Genomic DNA, 17,882 nt, shown 5'->3' on the forward strand with positions numbered 1-17,882 from the left:
ATGGCCACCTGCCCCGTAGGGCACGACTCCTCCGACGAGGAATACTGCGACATCTGCGGCGCGCTGATGTCGGGCACCCCGGCCCAGGGCGTGCCCGCACCCGGCCCGGCGTCCGCCGGTCCCGCCGCGGCTCCCGGTGCCCCGGGCGGCTCCGGGCAGCCCGGCGCGTGCCCCGACTGCGGGGCGCCGCCCAGCGGCCGGTTCTGCGAGACGTGCGGCTACGACTTCGTGCTCGGCGGCGGTGGCCGCACGGCCCAGCCCGCCGCCGTGCAGCCCTCGCGGCCCGTGACCTCCGCCCGCACCGCCCCGCCCTCCCAGCCGTGGCAGCCCCCGCAGCCGGTGCGGCCCGGCGGGCCTAGCCAGTCCTGGCAGCCGGCCCAGCCCGTCGAGTCCCCGCGATCGTGGCAGCCCGCGCAGCCCGTCCAGCCGCCGGCGTCCCAGGCGGCCTCCGGCGGGACGGGGCAGGCCCCGACCGGCGGCTGGGTCGCGGTGATCGCGGGCGACCGCGCCTACTACGACTCGATGATCGCCCAGGGGGGTCCCGACGCGGCATGGGTGGCGTTCCCGCCCTACTGCCCGGAGCGGCTGGTCCACCTGAGCGGCGCCGAGATGCGCATCGGGCGGCGCAGGCAGTCGCGGCCCATGGTGCCCGAGATCGACCTGTCCGAACCGCCGGAGGATCCCGGCGTCTCGCACCTGCACGCCGTGCTGCTCGCCCAGCCGGGCGGCACCTGGCAGCTCGTCGACCCCGGGTCCGCCAACGGCACGCTGGTCAACGGCAAGGCTGTGGAGGTCAACGTCCCGGTTCCCCTCGCCGACGGCGACCGCGTGCACGTCGGCGCGTGGACCGTCATCACGGTGCGGAAGGCCTGAGATGACACTTTCCGCACCCGCCCCCACCGCACCCGCTCCTGCCACGGGTCCAGGCCCCGCCGCGCCTCCCGCACCGGCCCCGGGCTTCACGCCCCTGCGCCGGATCAGGAGGGTGCGTACGGTTCCCGGGCGGATCCGCCTGCTCGCCGCCCTCGCCGTGGCCGCCGTCCTGCTGCTGTTCGCGACGGTGGCGCTCGCGATCGGGCACGCGAAGGACGGCCTGAACGCCATCGGTCACACGGCCGGCCCGCAGGTCGTCGCCACCGCCGACCTGTACTTCGCGCTGAGCGACATGGACGCCCAGGTCGCGAACCTGCTGCTCACCGGCCGCAGCGCCGGGCTCGGCCCCGGCCGCCAGGCCACCCTCGACCGTTACGACGAGCGCCGCTCGCAGGCCGACCGCGCCGTGCTGCAGGCCGCCGACCTGGCCAGTGGCGACGCCACCGAGCAGGTGACCGTACGGGCGCTCCTCGACGGGCTCGGCCGGTACGAGCAGCTGGCCTCACGCGCGCTGGTCCTCGACGAGCAGTCGCGCCACGAGGCCGGGCCGCCCCCGCAGGCGGTGCTCGACGTGTACCGCCAGGCCACCGACCTGATGCGGCTCGACCTGCTGCCCAAGGCGTACAACCTGACGCTCGACAGCGGCACCATCGTCAGGCACGCCTACCTCGCCGAGCTGTCCGCCGTCCAGATGGGGCGTGTCTGGGTCGGCCTCGCCGGGGCGCTCGCCCTCGCGATCCTCATCGTGCTGCAGGTCTTCCTGAGCCGCGGGTTCCGGCGGACGTTCAACCTGCCGCTGCTGATCGCCACGCTGGTCACCGGCGCCCTGACCGTCGCCGCGGTGGTCGTGCTGCAACACGAGGGCGGCGTGCTCACCGACGCCAAGGAGAACGGCTTCAACTCCGTGCTCGCGCTGTCGCGTGCCCGCGCCATCGGCAACACCATGCACGGCGACGAGAGCAGGTACCTGCTCGACCCGCAGCGGGCCGACACCTACGAGCAGGTGTACCTCGACAAGTCGCAGGCCGTGCTCTACGTCCCCGGCGGCAACCTCGACAAGTACTACGCCGCCGTGGACGCCGGGCTAGCCGCCTACCCGGGGAAGGCCGACTTCCTCGGCTTCTACGGTTCGGAGGCCGCCCACGTCACCCTGCCCGGGCAGCGGGAGGCCATCGGCAAGGTGCTCAAGCTGTACCAGGCGTTCCAGCAGAACGACCAGCGGATACGGCGCTCGGCCGAGGGCGGGATGCGGCGGAACGCCATCGGCGACGCCATGGGGCCCGCGTTCGGCGCGTACGACGACGCCCTGGTGCAGCTCACCGCCCTGCACCGCGAGGCCTTCGACTCCGCGGTACGCGACGGGGACGACGCGCTCGGCGGGTGGAACGTGGTGCCGCCGGTCGCGGCGCTGGCCGCCATCCTGCTGATCCTCATCGGTGTCCGGCCCCGGCTCGCCGAGTACCGCTGAAGGGAACGTCTTGATGGTCACGCTCACTCGGAAGCGCCGCGCGGGGCGCGGGAACGGTCGGCCGCGGCGCGCCGCCGCCGTGGCATTGGTCGCGGCGGTCGCGATCCCGCTCGCCTCGGCCTGCGCCGCAGGCACGTCCATCCTGGACAAGGACTCGCTGGTCATCGGCGTGAAGCCGGACCAGCCTGGGCTCGGGGTCAAGGCGCGGGACGGCAAGTTCAGCGGGTTCGACATCGACGTCGCCACCTACATCGCGCGCAAGCTCGGCAAGCCGGCCACGTTCGTCGCGGCGCCCTCGTCCGAGCGCGAGAAGATGCTCATGGGCGGCTCGGCGGACCTCGTCGTCGCGACCTACTCGATCACCCCTGAACGCAAGACGAAGGTCTCCTTCGGCGGGCCCTACTACGTGGCCCACCAGGACACGCTGGTCAGGGCGGGCGAGAGCGGCGTCACCAACGTGCGCGACCTGCGTGACCGCAAGCTCTGCCAGGTGACGGGGTCCAACTCCTGGCGCCGGGTGAAGGAGGAGCGCAAGATCCCGGTCACGCTGGTGCAGTCGGCGTCGTACAGCGAGTGCGTCCGCGACCTCAAGGCGAGCACGGTGGACGCGGTCTCGACCGACGACCTGATCCTCGCGGGGTTCGCCACCTCGGGCACCAAGATCGTCAACGCGCCGTTCAGCGACGAGAGGTACGGCGTTGGCATCCGCACGGGGGACGTCGACGGCTGCGAGGCGGTCAACAAGGCGATCACCGAGATGTACCAGGACGGGACGGCCAAGAAGCTGCTGCAGAAGTGGTTCGCCAAGTCAGGGCTGGCCCTCAGCTTCACCGTCCCCCAGTTCGAGGGCTGCGGCTGAACCGATCGTGCCGGGCGTGCGGGGCCGCTCCCTGCCGGGGAACGCTACGCCTGGCCTGCCATCGCCTGTCTCCGGGCTCCGGCGTCGGGGGTCGTAAACCCGGGCGAAGGTGACATATGGCCTATGTCGTGAAATTTAGTGAACACGGTGGAGCCCCTGAGGTGGGGGTGGCGTGGGACATCGTGGGCGGACGGCTATATTACGGGTGAACAAGCCGCGCTCTTGTTCATGAACTTCGGGTCATCTCATGGATCGAGGCCGGCCGATGGGCGACATGGTCATCGTCAACTGCACGGTGGTCGACGGCAGGGCGGCCGATGGCCTGGACCCGCTCCGTGACGCGGCGGTGCTGGTCCAGGGGGACCGCATCGGCGCCGCAGGGCCTCGCGAGGAGATCCTCGAACGGGCGGGGGATCTCCGGCGCGTCGACCTCGGCGGCGCCTACGTCACACCCGGCCTCGTCAACATGCACACCCACCTGTCGCTGTCGCTGCCCGGCCAGGGCGGGGAGAGCGTCAGGGCCATGGGACCGCACGACCTCGCGCTGTACATGGCGGACGGTGCCCGCCGCACGCTGCACTGCGGCGTCACGACGGTGAGATGCGTGGCCGAGAAGGACCACGCGGACTTCGCGCTACGGCGCGCGATCGAGTCGGGCAGGGCTGCCGGGCCGCGTGTCTTCACGGCCGGCAGGGCTCTGGTCTGCACCGGCGGCCACGGGCACGACAGCACGGACACCCTGGAGTGCGACGGCCCCGACGAGTTCCGGCGGGGCGTTCGCGCCCAGATCAAGGCGGGCGCCGACCTGATCAAGGTCATGATCTCGGGCGGCATCGCGGGCGAGCACGAGCGTATCGACACGCCGCAGCTGTTCGCCGACGAGATGGCGGCGGTCCTGGCGACCGCGCACGCGTGGGGCCGCAAGGTCACCGCGCACGCGGGCCCCGCCGAGGTGGTCGCCCAGGCCGTGGAGCTCGGACTCGACTGCGTCGAGCACGGCTACGAGCTCACGCCCGAGGTCGCGGCGGCGATGGCCGAACGCGGCACCGCCCTGGTGCCCACGCTGCTCGTGACGCGGTGCAAGGAGTTCTTCGACGAGCTCGGGGTGCCCGAGTGGATGCAGTGCCGCTCGCTCGGCGCGGGTCCGCGGCACCTGGAGAGTTACGCCATGGCGCTCGCCGCGGGCGTCCAGGTGCTCCTCGGCAGCGACATGCCGCCGTTCTGGCAGTTCGAGGGGACGAACGCGACGGTGCGGGAGCTTGAGTACATGTCGGAGGCGGGGCTCGGCCCGGCCCGCGCCCTTCACGCGGGCACGCTGGGCCCGGCACGCTGGCTCGGCGCCGACGCCGACCTCGGCACGGTCCAAGCCGGCCGGTACGCCGATCTGATCGCGATGGACGCCGACCCGCTGCAGGACACCTCGGCCTTCCGCACGGTCCGGTGGGTGATGAAGGGCGGCGAGGTCGTCCGCGACGACCTCGCCGGACGGCCGGGCTCGTGACACGCGAGGCCTGCGGCCGCGATCACGTTCGCGATGATCCGGAGGAGGGTTTCACCGTGGCAGGACCGCAGGCCGGGGGCCGGCAGGGAGCCGCCGAGGCCGAGACGGGCGGCGAGCAGGCCGTCCCAGGAGACCCGCAGGAGACAGGGGGAGCCGGGAGAACCGGTGAACCTGAGATGGGCGGCGAGCAGGCCGCTCCCGGAGAGGCCCAGGGCGGGGCCGGGGACATGGAGCTGTATGACCTGAGGGTCGTGGTCGATCGCATCGAGGGCAGGTCGGTCTGCGGCATGCGGGTCGGCGACCGCTTCGAACTGGAGCACAGCGCGCACCTGCGCCTGCCCGACGGCGAGCATTTCTGCGTGTACGCGCTCGCCGCGGTCCTGCCGTTCCTCGCGGCCAAGCAGCGCGACCTCGCCGCGGGCGACTGGCTCGCCCAGGACTCGCTGTTCGCCTGCCCGGACTCGGAGGAGCGGCTGGTGATGCGGGTGGAGCGCACCCGCCGCCGCCGGATGAACTCCGCCGACCTGACCTGACCCCGGGCGGTTGACGTGCTCCCCATACGGATGAAGGGAGTCGGCGTGCTCCCCACATGGATGAATCCGGGAGGATTCCGATGAACATTGCCGAGATCGGGCTCGGCCTGCAGAGCGACAAGCGGCCCGGCGACTACGCCCGGCTCGCGCGCCGGGCCGAACGGCACGGGTTCGACGCGCTGACCGTGTTCGGCGACCTGATGTACCAGCCGCCGATCTTCCCCCTGCTGGAGATGGCCGCCGCGACCGAACGCGTACGGCTCGGCGCGGCCTGCCTCAACCCCTACTCCCTCGCCCCGTACGAGATCGCGGGCCAGCTCGCGACCCTCGACCTCGCCTCCAAAGGCCGCGCCTACCTCGGCCTCGCCCGGGGGACCTGGCTCGGCGAGGTGGGCATCGCCCAGCCCCGGCCGCTCACCGCGCTCGCCGAGGCGGCCGAGGTCGTCTACCGGCTGCTCGGCGGCGACGCGGAGGGGTATGAGGGGGAGGTGTTCCGCCTCGCCCCCGGCACGCGGCTGCGCTACGCCGTCCAGCGCCCGCGCCCGCCGCTGCTGCTCGGCGCCTGGGGGCCGAAGGGCGCGGCGCTGGCCGGGCGCGTCGCCGACGAGATCAAGGTGGGCGGCAGTGCCAACCCCGCGATGGTGCCGGTGATCCGCGAGCGGGTCCGCGCCGGCGCCGAGCAGGCCGGTCGCGACCCCGGCGACATCGGCATCGTGCTCGGCGCGGTAACCGTCGTCGCCACCGACGGCCCGGCCGCGAGGGCGAGGGCACGCACGGAGGTCGCCATGTACCTCGCGGTCGTGGCCGAGCTGGACCCCACCGTGGACATCCCGGCCGACCTGCTCGCGCGGGTGAGGGAGCTGGTCGAGGCGGGGCAGGACCGGGCCGCCGGGGGCCTGATCCCCGACGACCTGCTCGACCTGTTCGCCTTCTCCGGCACCCCCGAGCAGGTGGCCGCGCAGGCGCAGACGCTGATCGACGCGGGTGTGCGGCGGGTGGAGTTCGGCACCCCCCACGGCCTCGACGACGACCGGGGAGTGGAACTGCTCGGCGCCGCCGTCCTTCCCATGCTCGACCGCTCATCCGGCGCGACCGCGCAGGTCCCGGACCGTTGGGACGACGCGCGCCCGTACGGCGCGGCGAGGGTGGGCGGCCGGGCGAGGCACGGACTGGAGGTCTGAGGCATGCGGGTGCTCGTCGTGGCGGGTCCCGGCCTGGTGGCGGACCCCGGGCTCCTTGAGGACCTGACGGCGGCCGAGGCCGCCGCGCTCGGGGTCCCTGGCCGCTTCACGGTCGCGGCCGACGCCACCTCGTTTCGGGCCGAGCTCGACGGGACGCAGGAAGACTGCGCGGTCGTGGCCCTGCCCGGTCCTGACCCGGCCGCCAGGCGGCTCGTCGAGACCCCCGAGGCCTTCTCACCTCGTACGGTCTGGCTCGACCTGGCCCGCGTGGGCTCGCTCCCGGCGGCGGGAGGGGCCGCGCACCTGCGGGGACGCGGCGTCTTCGGGCTGGTTTGGGCCATCCGTCACGCGGTGCACCGGCTGCGACGGCCCGCCCTGCGCATCCCGTACGGCGGCCACGCCGACCAGTGGGGGGAGCTGCGGCTGCCGCCCCCGGCGGACGGCTCGCCCCCGCCGGTCGCGGTCCTGATCCATGGCGGGTACTGGCGGTCGATCTGGGAGGCGGACCTCATGGACGCGCTGGCGATCGACCTCGCCGACCGCGGCTACGCATCCTGGAACATGGAGTACCGCCGCCCCGACCTGCACGGCTGGGACGCCACCACCGCCGACGTGGCGGCCGGGGTGGCGGCGCTGTCCGAGATCGACGCCCCGCTCGACCTCGGCAGGATCGCGGTCATCGGCCACTCGGCCGGCGGCCAGCTCGCCCTCCGCGTCGCCGCGGACACGGCGCAAGCGCTTGACACACCTCAAGCGGCGGAGACCCGGTGGTCTGGGGAAGGCATGGGGCCGAAAGGGGCAGGGAGCCCGCGGGTGGCGCTCGCGGTGTCGCTGGCCGGGGTGCTCGACCTCGTGGAGGCGGACCGGCGGCGCGTCGGCGCGGGCGCCGTCGCCGACGCGCTGGGAGGCACCGCGGAGGAGATCCCCGAGGTGTACGCCGCGTCCAGCCCGATGGAACGGCTCCCGCTCGGGATGCCGCAGATCGTCGTCCAGGGCGCCTCCGACGACCCCGACCTCCTGGACTCCGGCCGCAGGTACGCGCGGGCCGCCGGGCAGGAGGCGTTCTACCTGGAACTCCCCGGCGACCACTTCGACGTCATCGACCCGGCCGCGCCGATCTGGCGAGCCACCGCGGACGCGATGGACTCAAGCCTCGGCGCGCGGCGCTGAGGATCAGCCGTCGGCGGGGGTGAGCGGGCGCCAGGGGATGGGGCTGGAGAGCATCATCATGCTGGAGGGCTGGCCGTAGGGTGCCAGGCGGTCGATCAGCTCCTCGAAGGCTCCCATCGAGGTGGTCGCCACGCGCAGCAGGCAGCAGGTGTCGCCGGTGACGCGGTGCACCTCCACGATCTCCGGCCAGGCCAGCGCCTGCTCGTCCCTGAGCACGCAGCGCACGCCGTAGCAGGACATGCGGATCAGCGCGCTCACCTTGCGCCCGGCCCGGGCCAGGTCCACCCGCGCGTGGTAGCCGGCGATCACCCCGGCCTCCTCCAGCCGCCTCACGCGCTCGGCGACGGCCGGCGCCGACAGGTGCACCCGCCGGGACAGCTCGCTGAAGGACAATCTCGCGTCGGCCTGCAGTTCGGCCAGAAGGGCCCAGTCCATCGCGTCCACGGTCACGCTCCGTTATCCGCAAACCGAAACCGTCCTGCACCTTCCGTTCCGAAAGTGAAACGGTCGAATCGCCATTGCCTCATCATTTCACTAAAATTCTATCTAAGTGAACATGGAGGTGAACTGAGGAGTTGCCATGACGAGCAGGCGGCGGGCCGGCGGTGCACGGGTACGGGCGGTGGGCGGGCGGCAGCGTGCCTCCCGGGTGGCGGCCGATCACGGCTCACCCACCCTGGAGTTCACCTCCGGCACCCCCTACGACGACTACGTGGCGGCGGAGGTCCTGCACGGGCTCCAGCGGCCGATCACCGACGTGCCCGAGGAGCGGGCGTTCCTGGTGACCACTCAGATCATGGAGCTCTACTTCGGGCTGATCCGCTCGGAGTGGCGGCTGGCTCAGCGGATGCTGGACGCCGACCAGGTGGTCCAGGCGACCGCGGTGCTCGCCCGGAGCGTGCGCTACTTCGAAGGCCTGAACGCCGCCTGGGGGGCGCTGAGCTGGCTGACGCCCGCGCAGTTCAACTCCTTCCGCGGCGCGCTGGGCGAGGCGTCCGGCTTCCAGTCGGCCATGTACCGGCACCTGGAGTTCCTGCTGGGCAACAAGTCCGAGCCGCTCACCAGGCCGCATCGGCGCAGCCCAGAGGTCTATCGCGAGCTTCTTGAGGCCCTGGAGCGCCCCAGCCTGTACGACAGTGTGCTGGCGTTGCTCGCCAGGCGCGGGTTCGAGATCCCGGAGGTGGGGGACCCCGGTGCGGAGTACGCCGCGAGCCCGCTCGTGGAGGCGGCCTGGGTCGAGATCTACGCCGGGCGCGGACCCGGCGACGAGCTGTGGACGCTCGGCGAGACGCTGACCGACCTGTCCGAGCGCTTCTCCGACTGGCGCTACCGGCATCTCATGGCGGTGCGCCGGTCGATGGGGGCCAAGCCCGGTTCCGGCGGGTCCAGCGGCCTGAGCTGGCTGGAGCGGAGCCTGCGCCGCGACGTCTTCCCCGAGCTGTGGTCGGCCCGCACGGTGATGTGAGCCCGCTCCGAGGCCCCGGCTCGGGACGCGCGTCCTCACACCCGTACGCGCCGGAAAACTGCGCGTTCACACCGGAAAATGCCTGCGCGGCGGTGTTCATGGTGTTCTGTCCCACGTAACAGAACGTTGTGCTGGAGGGGTCAGAACAGACGGGGCGTGACCACCGACACCACGGTGGTCACGCGGTCGGTGTCGTTGTACATGGCGTGCGGCACCGTGGAACGCAGGTGGACGCTGTCGCCGGCGTGCAGCCGGTGCTCCACCCCGTCCACCTCGTACAGAAGCTCGCCGTCGAGCACGAAGGCGAACTCCTCGCCGGCGTGGCCGTAGGCGTCCTCGCGCCGCCCGCCGGGGGCGATGTGCACGAGCAGCGGTTCGAGCACGAGGCTCGGCCCCCGGGCGGAGAGCATGCGGTAGGTCTGCTGGCCGGAGACGTACTCGGTGGCCGCCGTCGCGGCCCGGGTGAGCGTGAAGTGGGACGGCAGCCTGGCGACCGTCGCCCGCTCGCCGTCGGCCTGCTGGTCGTCGTCGAAGAACTCCGCCACGCTCCGGTCGAGCGCCGCCGCCACGCCGTTCAGCGCGGTGAGGCCGATGGACGAGATGCCGCGCTCAACCTGCGAGAGGAATCCGATCGAGAGCCCGGAACGGGTGGACAGGCCGCGCAGGGTCAGGCCGCGTTCCTTGCGGAACCGGCGCATCCGGGCGCCGACCGCGTCCCGGCGCTCGCGGTAGTCGCGGCCCTGCTGCTCCGAGGTGCCCACCGGAAAGCCCTCCTCGATCGAGCGGCGCGGCCGCGCTTTGTGGTCCAGCCCTACATATTTCACAACAGGCGGCGCCCCCGTGCCAACCTGGGCTTTCCGCAACCGTTCCGGTGTGGTGGTTCAGCCCGCCCGCGCGCTGCCGGTCGAAGGGGCAGGGATGAACGTTTCGTGGGATAGGGCAGGTGGAAGCTGGGGTAGGGAAGCGCGGGTGAAGGGCGAAGCTAACATGACCCAGGGTGACGCCGCACCGGCTCGGATCACCGCCGACCTCAGGCTCTCCGTCAACGGCCGCCGGCATCCCGTCACGGTGGACAACCGTGAGACGCTCCTCGACACGCTGCGGGAGCGCCTTGACCTCACCGGGTCCAAGAAGGGCTGCGACCACGGCCAGTGCGGGGCGTGCACGGTGCTGGTCGACGGCAGGCGGGTGAAGTCCTGCCTGACGCTCACGGTCACCGTGGACGACAGGGACATCACCACCGTCGAGGGACTGGCGAAGGACGGCATTCCGCATCCGCTGCAGGAGGCGTTCATCGAGTACGACGCCCTGCAGTGCGGCTACTGCACGCCGGGGCAGCTCTGCTCGGCGGTGGGCATGCTCGCTGAGGCGGCGGACGGCTGGCCGAGCGCGGTCACCCCCGACATCGGCGCCGAGCTGGGGCCGATGAAGCTCGACGACGACGAGATCCGCGAGCGGATGAGCGGCAACCTGTGCCGATGCGGCGCCTACCCCGGCATCGTCGCGGCCATCGGTGAGGTGGCGCGATGAGGCCCTTCTCCTACGAGCGCGCCTCCACCCCGCGAGCGGCGGTGGACTCGGCCGTCGCCGTCGCGGACGCCATGTATCTCGGCGGGGGCACCAACCTGGTCGACCTCATGCGGCTGGGTGTGGTGTCGCCCGGCACGCTGGTCGACGTCACCCGCGTCGCCGGCGACACGGTCGAGGAGACCCCCGGCGGCGGCCTGCGCGTCGGCGCGGCGGTCCGCAACGGCGACCTCGCCGCGCACCCCCTGGTACGGCGGCGCTACCCGATGCTCGCGCAGGCCGTGCTGTCGGGCGCCTCCGGGCAGATACGCAACATGGCGACCGTGGGCGGCAACCTGCTCCAGCGCACCCGCTGCTCCTACTTCCAGGACGTCACCAAGCCGTGCAACAAGCGCAGCCCCGGCTCGGGCTGCCCCGCCCGTACGGGGGACCACCGCAACCTGGCGATCCTCGGCCACTCCGACAGTTGCGTCGCTACCCACCCCTCGGACATGGCGGTCGCGCTGGCGGCCCTCGGGACGGTGGTCCACGTGGAGGGCCGCGAGGGTCCGAAGAGCGTGCCGATGCCGGGCCTGCACCGGCTTCCCGGCGACCGGCCCGACCGAGACACCGTGCTAGAACCCGGCGACCTGATCACGGCCGTGGAGCTGCCCGCGCTGCCGTTCGCGGCCCGGTCCCGCTACCGAAAGGTGCGCGACCGGGCGTCGTTCTCGTTCGCGGTGGTGTCGGTGGCGGCGGCGCTCGAGGTGTCGGACGGGGTGGTGCGCGACTGCCGCATCGCCCTCGGTGCCGTCGCGCACGTGCCCTGGCGGGCCGAGGCCGCGGAGGCCGCGCTGCGCGGCGCGCCCGCGACCGAGGCGGAGTTCGCCCGCGCGGCCGACATCGAGCTGGCCCGGGCCCGGCCGTTGCCGCTCAACGGGTTCAAGGTGCCGCTCGCCCGAAATGTTCTGATCCGTGTACTCGCCGATCTCGTGGAGATGCGATGACCACCACCGGCACGAGGTATGTCGGCACGGCCCTCGATCGGGTGGACGCCCTGCAGAAGGTCACCGGCCGGGCCAGGTACGCCTACGAGAACAACCCGCGCGATCTGGTCTACGCCTACCCGGTCCAGTCGACCATCGCCCGGGGGGAGATCATCCACGTTGGCGTGGACGGCGTGCTCAAGCAGCCCGGCGTGATCGCGGCGATCTGGCACGGAAACGCGCCCCGGCTCGCGCCCTCCGACGACGCCGAGCTGGCCGTACTGCAGTCGCGGCGGGTGGCGTACCGGGGCCAGTACATCGCGGTCGTGGTGGCCGAGACCTACGAGGACGCCAGGGAGGCCGCCGGGCTGCTGCAGATCGAGTACGCGGCCGAGGAGCACGACGTCGAGCTGCTGGCCGGCCACCCGAGGATGTACCGTCCCGAGCACGTCAACCCGAACCTCCCGACCGACCTCCAGCAGGGCGACCCGGACGCCGCGCTGGCCGCGGCGCCGGTCACGGTCGACGCCACCTACAGCACGCCGGCCGAGCACAACAACCCCATGGAACCGCACGCCACGGTCGCCGTGTGGGACGGCGACGGGCTGACGCTCTACGACTCCACCCAGGGGGCCTCGGCGCTGCGCATGGTGGTCGCGCCGCTGTTCGGCATGCCGCCCGCCCAGGTGCGCGTCATCTCGCCGTACGTCGGAGGCGGCTTCGGGGCCAAGGGCCGCGCCCATCCCCACGTGGTCCTCGCCGCGCTCGCCGCCAAGCAGGTCGGCCGCCCGGTCAAGCTGGCGGTGACCCGCCGCCAGATGTTCGCCGTCACGGGGTACCGCACGCCGACCATCCAGCGCGTGAGGCTCGGCGCCGAGGCCGACGGGCGGCTGGTCGCGATCACGCACGACGCGTACGAGCAGAGCTCCACGCTCTCGGAGTTCGCCGAGCAGAGCACCGTGGCCACGCGGATCATGTACGCGGCACCGCACCGGCGCACCACCCACCGGCTCGTCCGGCTGGACGTCCCGACGCCCTCGTGGATGCGCGCGCCCGGAGAGGCGCCGGGCATGTTCGCGCTGGAGTCGGCGATGGACGAGCTGGCGTCGGCGTGCGGCGTCGACCCGGTGGAGCTGCGCATACGCAACGATCCTGCCGTCGACCCCGAGACCGGCATGCCGTTCAGCTCCAGGAACCTGGTCGCCTGTCTGCGCGAGGGCGCCCTGCGCTTCGGCTGGAGCGGCCGCGACCCCGAGCCGGGGATCCGGCGCAGGGGAAGGATGCTGGTCGGGACCGGGGTGGCGGCGTCCACCTACCCCGTCTACCGCGCCGCCTCGATGGCGTCCGCCCGGGCCGAGCCGGACGGCGGGTACACCGTGCGGATCGCCGCCGCCGACATCGGAACCGGCGCCAGGACGATCCTCACCCAGATCGCCGCCGACGCCCTGCGCACGTCCCCCGGCATGGTGGAGGTGGAGATCGGCGACAGTGAGCTGCCCAGGGCCTCCCTGGCGGGCGGGTCCATGGGCTCCGCCTCCTGGGGCACGGCCGTGGTCCGGGCCTGCGAGATGCTCGTGGAGGAGCTGGAACGCAGAGGCGGCGTCGTGCCGCCCACCGGCCTTGAGTCCATCGCCGACACCAAGCAGGAGATCCGCGACCAGGCGAAGTTCGCGCGGCACGCGTTCGGCGCGCAGTTCGCCGAGGTGGGCGTGGACGTGGACTCCGGTGAGACCAGGGTGCTGCGGCTGCTCGGCGTGTTCGCCGCGGGCCGGATCCTCAACCCGAAGACCGCGCGCTCGCAGTTCGTCGGCGGCATGACCATGGGACTGTCCATGGCCCTTCTGGAGGAGAGCATCATGGACCGCGAGTTCGGCGACTACCTCAACCACGACCTCGCCCAGTACCACATCCCGGCCAACGCCGACATCCGCGACATCCAGGCGTACTGGGTGGACGAGGACGACCCGCACCTCAATCCCATGGGCTCCAAGGGCATCGGCGAGATCGGCATCGTCGGCACCGCCGCGGCCATCGCCAACGCCGTCCACCACGCCACCGGCGTCCGGATCCGCGATCTGCCGATCCGCCTGGACAAGCTGGTGCGCTGAACGCGGCGGGAGCATGACCGGGCTCTTCCGGCGCCCCGCCGACCGGCTGGCCGACGTCGCCCCCGGCTGGCTGCTGGAGACGGTACGGCCGGTCCAGGTGCGTCCCCGCTGGGGGGCGATGGCCCGGGTCGCGGCCTCGGTCACGACCCCGCTGGTGGTCGGATTGGCCGCCGGGCGGATCACGATGGGCCTGCTGCCCGCCATGGGCGCCATGGCGGCGGCGCTGGCCGACCGCGGCGGCTCGTACCGGGCCCGGATCATCCGCATCGCCTCCGCCGCGGTCGGCGGTGCGGCGGGGTACATGATCGGCCACGCGGTCCGCGGGCTCGGCTGGTGGACGGTGCCGGTCGTGGTCGTCGTCTCGGTGGTCTCCGCGCTCATCAGCACGAGCGGGGCGGCGGGCTCGCTGAGCGCGCTCCAGCTGCTGGTGATGACGGTGCTCGGCATCGGCGTGCCCTACCCGGAGACGTCCCTCGCGGGCGCCCTGGCCTACCTGCTGGGGGCCGCGTGGGCGCTGGTGCTGTCGGTGGCCGCCTGGCCCCTGCGTCCCCGCGCCGCGGAGGAGGCGGCGGTCGCGCAGGTGTACCGCGAGCTCGGCCGCCTCTTCGAGGAACCGGGGCCGGAGCGGGCCGTCGCCCTGTCGGCGTTCGACACCACGCTCAAGAACGCCTACGAGACGGTGTTCGGCGCCCGCTCGTCGGCGGCGGGGCCCGATCCGGAACGTACGCGGCTGATCGCCCTGCTGAACCAGGCCTCGCAGATACGCCACGCGCTGGTCTCGCTGAACCAGGAGAACCGCGAACCGCCGCCGGAGATCGCCGGAACCGTCCGGGCGATCACCGACGCCCTGAGCGGCGGTGCGCCCCCCACGGGGTTGCCGGGGTGCGAGGCCGACTCGCCCGCCCTGCGGGCGCTGTGCTCGGCCGTGCAGGATGCCGTCGAGCTGGTGTCCGGCGCGGACGTGGCGGCCGAGCAACTGCCCTACGAGCGCGTCGGGTACGGCACGCGGCTCAGGTCCGTGTGGGAGCGGATGCGGTACGGGCACCTGACCCGCGTCTACGCGATCAGGCTGGCGCTGTGCATGGGAGCCGCGGCGGCGATCAGCGAGCTGCACTGGATCCAGCGTTCCTACTGGACGATGCTGACCGTCGCCCTGGTGCTGAAGCCCGACTTCGGCTCGGTCTTCGCGCGGGCCATGCAACGGGGGATCGGCACCGTCGTCGGCGCGGTGATCGGCACCGTGATCCTCTCCGTGGTGCCCTACGGCCCGGCGATCCTGATCCCCATCGCGATCTTCGCCGCCCTCCTGCCGTACGGGCAGCAGCGCAACTGGGGGCTGATGTCGACGTTCCAGGTGCCGCTGGTCGTGCTGCTCGTCGACCTGCTGACCGGGGCGGGCCCCAAGCTGGCGGAGATCCGGCTGGTGGACACCCTGATCGGCTGCGCCATCGTCCTGCTCCTCGGCTACCTGCCGTGGCCGGCGAACTGGCAGGCTCCGGTGGGGCCGCGCTTCGCGGACGCGGTGTCGGCGACGGCGCGCTACCTGCGGCACGCCTTCGACCGGGACGATCCGAGACGCGCGCTGCTCCACCGCGAGGCGTTCGACGCCCTGGCGGACCTGCGCACGGTCTTCCAGCGGGCCCTGACCGAGCCCCCGATGGTCAGCAGGCGCATCACCACCTGGATGCCGGCGATGACCGCGCTGGAACACGTGGCCGACGCGACCGCCGCCACCGTCGCCCGCACCGACCACGGTGCGCCGCCCCCCTCAAAGGAGGCGGTTCAGGCAGCAGCCGAGTCGCTGGACGACATCGCCGACAGCGTCCGCGCCGGCCGCCCGACCGGTGATCAGCCCGAACCGGCAGGCGACGACGCCCTGGCACGCGTCGACTGCGCCCTCCGCGGCCTCCGGGCCACCCTCTCCGAAGCCCCCTCCCGCTGACGCCTCCCCAGTGCCGGCGCTGGATGCCCCGAGGGAATGCCAGGGGTCGGTGATGCATCGGCCATGATCGGCGATCCGGGTTCCCGGGGCGGGGTTGATCTCGCCCGCATGGGTATATGTGCAGGTGATCGGGGGTGAGGCGCATGGTGCCCCGAGGACATCAACGGGGGGAGACAGGGTGAAAGTGTCCACCGAGCGACGCCGGCACACTGACCACGACCACGTCCACCAGGCCGGGTGCGGCCATGTGGCGATTCCGCACGGAGACCACGTCGACTACGTCCACGACCGGTGCATCCACCGGGTCGAGGGGATGGAAGCCTACGAGTGCGAACCGGCGGGCCATGTCGTGCACGAGGGCCACACGCACCAGCACGGGAGCGGCTGCGGGCACGTGTCCGTGCCGCACGGCGACCACGTGGACTACATCCACGACGGGCACCGCCACAGCGTCCACGACGGCCACTGCGACGAGCACTGAGCGTCCGCGAAGGGCGCTGGGGACGGGCGCACGGTTGGGGGTGGGAGGTGGGCTTGCATAATCCCTGTATTTACGGTAGGAAATAGGTATGTTTACGAGTCCGTCGCTGGTCCGGCGGCTTCACGTCGACCTGTGCCGCCTCAGGGGTACGACCTGCCGCTCCTGACCGCGTCCCCCGGCCGGTAAAGGGCGCCAGCCGCCGGCCGCTTCCCTCCCTCCCGCACCACGCCGGGCGACATCGCCGCCATCGGCTCCAGCCCGGTGGCGCGCGGGCTGTCGGCGCCGCTGAACATCCCCTACCAGGTGGCGTTCATCCTGGACGTGGCCGGGGACAACGAGGCGCTGGTCGCCCGCGACGGCGCGGGCATCTCGTCGGTCGGGGACCTGCGCGGCAAGAAGGTCGGCACCCCGTTCGCCTCCACCGCCCACTACAGCCTGCTCGCGGCCCTGGACAGGGCGAAGGTCCCCGAGTCGGCCCTGACCGTCGTCGACCTGGAGCCGCAGGACATCCTGGCCGCCTGGACGCGCGGCGACATCGACGCGGCGTACGTCTGGCTGCCCGCGCTCGACACCCTCAAGAAGAACGGCAAGGTGCTCGTCAGCAGCCGCGAGCTCGCCACGGCGGGCAACCCCACGCTGGACCTCGGCGTGGTCTCCACAGCCTTCGCGGAGGCCCACCCCGACGCCGTCGACGCCTGGCGCAGGGCCGAGGCCCGGGCGCTCACGCTGATCGCGACCGACAGGGACGCCGCGGCCACCGCCGTCGGCGCGGAGCTCAACATCAGCCCGGCGGACGCCGCGAACCAGCTCGGCCAGGGCGTGTTCCTCTCGCCTGCCGACCTGTCGAGCCAGGAGTGGCTGGGCACGCCGGACCAGGTCGGCGGGCTCGCGCGGAACCTGGTCAGCGCCGCGGAGTTCCTCAAGCGGCAGCAGAAGATCGACGCGGTGCCCGACCTCGCGACCGTACAGAAGGCGAGCTACAACAAGGGGCTTCCGCGTGCGCTCTCCTGACATCGCGGACCCGGCCGCGCGGACCGCGGAGGCCGCCGCCGTGGACGTGCGCGAGGTCGAGCACGTGTACGGCCGGGGCCAGGCCGCCGTCACCGCGCTCGGACCGGTGTCCCTCACGGTTCCGCGAGGCGCGTTCCTGGTGCTCGTCGGGGCGTCGGGTTGCGGCAAGAGCACCCTGCTGCGCCTCGTCGCCGGGTTCGAGCCGCCCACCTCCGGATCGGTGCGCATCGGCGGCGTCGAGCCGGTGCCTGGCAGGGGCGCCGGTTTGGTGTTCCAGCAGCCTCGGCTCTTCCCCTGGAGGAGCGTCGGCGGCGACGTCGAGCTGGCCCTGCGCTATGCGGGGGTGCCCCGCCAGGAACGCCTGCGCAGGGTTCCCGAACTGCTCGAACAGGTCGGCCTGCACGATGTGGCCGACCGGAGGATCTGGCAGATCTCCGGAGGCCAGCAACAGCGCGTGGCCATCGCCAGGGCACTGGCGGCGGACAACCCCCTGCTGCTGCTCGACGAGCCGTTCGCCGCGCTGGACGCCCTCACCCGCGAGCGGCTGCAGGAGGACCTGCGCCAGGTGAGCGCGGACACCGGCCGCACCTCGGTGTTCGTCACCCACAGCGTCGACGAGGCGGTGTTCCTCGGCAGCCGCGTCGTCGTGCTGACCCGCCGCCCGGGACGGGTCGCCCTCGACGTCGAGGTCGGCCTGCCGAGGACCGGAATGGAGCCCGACGAGCTGCGCGCCCTTCCCGAGTACGCGTCCCTGCGCGCCACCATCGGCCACGCCGTGCGCGCCGCCGCCTGAACCCG

At 72.8% G+C, this 17,882-nt stretch carries 17 protein-coding genes; 15 read left to right on the forward strand and 2 right to left on the reverse strand.

The window, feature by feature from the left end; genetic code table 11:
• The 7 genes from AB0O34_RS18290 to AB0O34_RS18320 all read left to right on the forward strand — a co-directional run bounded on the left by AB0O34_RS18290 (nucleotide 1) and on the right by AB0O34_RS18320 (nucleotide 7,585).
• Complete coding sequence (locus tag AB0O34_RS18290) at nucleotides 1-873, forward strand: FHA domain-containing protein (RefSeq protein ID WP_363916642.1); 873 nt, start codon at nucleotides 1-3, stop codon at nucleotides 871-873.
• Nucleotides 874-985: 112 nt separating this feature from the next.
• Complete coding sequence (locus AB0O34_RS18295) at nucleotides 986-2,341, forward strand: hypothetical protein (protein WP_363916644.1); 1,356 nt, start codon at nucleotides 986-988, stop codon at nucleotides 2,339-2,341.
• A gap of 13 nt (nucleotides 2,342-2,354) precedes the next feature.
• Nucleotides 2,355-3,200: a glutamate ABC transporter substrate-binding protein gene (locus AB0O34_RS18300; RefSeq protein WP_363916646.1), complete on the forward strand. Its 846-nt coding sequence runs from the start codon at nucleotides 2,355-2,357 to the stop codon at nucleotides 3,198-3,200.
• 265 nt (nucleotides 3,201-3,465) lie between these two features.
• Nucleotides 3,466-4,701: an amidohydrolase family protein gene (locus AB0O34_RS18305; RefSeq protein ID WP_363916648.1), complete on the forward strand. Its 1,236-nt coding sequence runs from the start codon at nucleotides 3,466-3,468 to the stop codon at nucleotides 4,699-4,701.
• Nucleotides 4,702-4,757: 56 nt separating this feature from the next.
• Nucleotides 4,758-5,234, forward strand: coding sequence for a TIGR04076 family protein (locus AB0O34_RS18310; RefSeq protein ID WP_363916650.1), 477 nt, complete (start codon nucleotides 4,758-4,760; stop codon nucleotides 5,232-5,234).
• Between the two features lie 80 nt (nucleotides 5,235-5,314).
• Entirely contained in the window at nucleotides 5,315-6,415 is a 1,101-nt protein-coding gene (locus AB0O34_RS18315) for an LLM class flavin-dependent oxidoreductase (RefSeq protein WP_363916652.1), read from the forward strand.
• 3 nt (nucleotides 6,416-6,418) lie between these two features.
• A complete protein-coding gene (locus AB0O34_RS18320; protein WP_363916654.1) occupies nucleotides 6,419-7,585 on the forward strand; it encodes an alpha/beta hydrolase in 1,167 nt (388 codons plus the stop codon).
• Nucleotides 7,586-7,588: 3 nt separating this feature from the next.
• Here AB0O34_RS18320 and AB0O34_RS18325 read toward each other — a convergent pair whose 3' ends face one another.
• Nucleotides 7,589-8,020, reverse strand: coding sequence for an Lrp/AsnC family transcriptional regulator (locus tag AB0O34_RS18325; protein ID WP_363916692.1), 432 nt, complete (start codon nucleotides 8,018-8,020; stop codon nucleotides 7,589-7,591).
• A 145-nt stretch (nucleotides 8,021-8,165) separates the two neighbouring features.
• On the opposite strand from AB0O34_RS18325, the gene AB0O34_RS18330 reads away from it, so the two are divergent.
• Nucleotides 8,166-9,050 (forward strand): tryptophan 2,3-dioxygenase family protein, encoded by an 885-nt coding sequence (locus AB0O34_RS18330; RefSeq protein WP_363916656.1) that lies wholly within the window; start codon nucleotides 8,166-8,168, stop codon nucleotides 9,048-9,050.
• A 140-nt stretch (nucleotides 9,051-9,190) separates the two neighbouring features.
• Here AB0O34_RS18330 and AB0O34_RS18335 read toward each other — a convergent pair whose 3' ends face one another.
• Nucleotides 9,191-9,811, reverse strand: coding sequence for a cupin domain-containing protein (locus AB0O34_RS18335; RefSeq protein WP_363916658.1), 621 nt, complete (start codon nucleotides 9,809-9,811; stop codon nucleotides 9,191-9,193).
• Nucleotides 9,812-10,037: 226 nt separating this feature from the next.
• Between AB0O34_RS18335 and AB0O34_RS18340 the strand changes: the two genes are divergently transcribed.
• From AB0O34_RS18340 to AB0O34_RS18370, 7 genes are all read left to right on the forward strand, one after another.
• Nucleotides 10,038-10,580, forward strand: a complete 543-nt coding sequence (locus AB0O34_RS18340; RefSeq protein WP_363916694.1) for a 2Fe-2S iron-sulfur cluster-binding protein — start codon at nucleotides 10,038-10,040, stop codon at nucleotides 10,578-10,580.
• A complete protein-coding gene (locus AB0O34_RS18345; RefSeq protein ID WP_363916660.1) occupies nucleotides 10,577-11,563 on the forward strand; it encodes a xanthine dehydrogenase family protein subunit M in 987 nt (328 codons plus the stop codon). The genes AB0O34_RS18340 and AB0O34_RS18345 overlap by 4 nt, the downstream gene beginning before the upstream one ends.
• Nucleotides 11,560-13,650: a xanthine dehydrogenase family protein molybdopterin-binding subunit gene (locus tag AB0O34_RS18350; RefSeq protein ID WP_363916662.1), complete on the forward strand. Its 2,091-nt coding sequence runs from the start codon at nucleotides 11,560-11,562 to the stop codon at nucleotides 13,648-13,650. Before AB0O34_RS18345 ends, AB0O34_RS18350 begins: the two co-directional genes overlap by 4 nt.
• Before the next feature lie 13 nt (nucleotides 13,651-13,663).
• Nucleotides 13,664-15,592 carry an FUSC family protein gene (locus tag AB0O34_RS18355; RefSeq protein WP_363916664.1) on the forward strand — a complete coding sequence of 643 codons (1,929 nt, stop codon included), beginning with the start codon at nucleotides 13,664-13,666 and terminating at the stop codon, nucleotides 15,590-15,592.
• Nucleotides 15,593-15,770: 178 nt separating this feature from the next.
• Nucleotides 15,771-16,073: a hypothetical protein gene (locus tag AB0O34_RS18360; protein ID WP_363916666.1), complete on the forward strand. Its 303-nt coding sequence runs from the start codon at nucleotides 15,771-15,773 to the stop codon at nucleotides 16,071-16,073.
• Nucleotides 16,074-16,334: 261 nt separating this feature from the next.
• A complete protein-coding gene (locus AB0O34_RS18365; RefSeq protein WP_363916668.1) occupies nucleotides 16,335-17,084 on the forward strand; it encodes an ABC transporter substrate-binding protein in 750 nt (249 codons plus the stop codon).
• The gene (locus AB0O34_RS18370) at nucleotides 17,071-17,877 is read left to right on the forward strand and encodes an ABC transporter ATP-binding protein (protein ID WP_363916670.1); all 807 of its coding nucleotides are present in this window, start codon (nucleotides 17,071-17,073) and stop codon (nucleotides 17,875-17,877) included. The genes AB0O34_RS18365 and AB0O34_RS18370 overlap by 14 nt, the downstream gene beginning before the upstream one ends.
• Nucleotides 17,878-17,882: the final 5 nt, after the last annotated feature.

This window comes from Sphaerisporangium sp. NPDC088356, assembly GCF_040685555.1.
Classification (GTDB): Bacteria; Actinomycetota; Actinomycetes; order Streptosporangiales; family Streptosporangiaceae; genus Sphaerisporangium.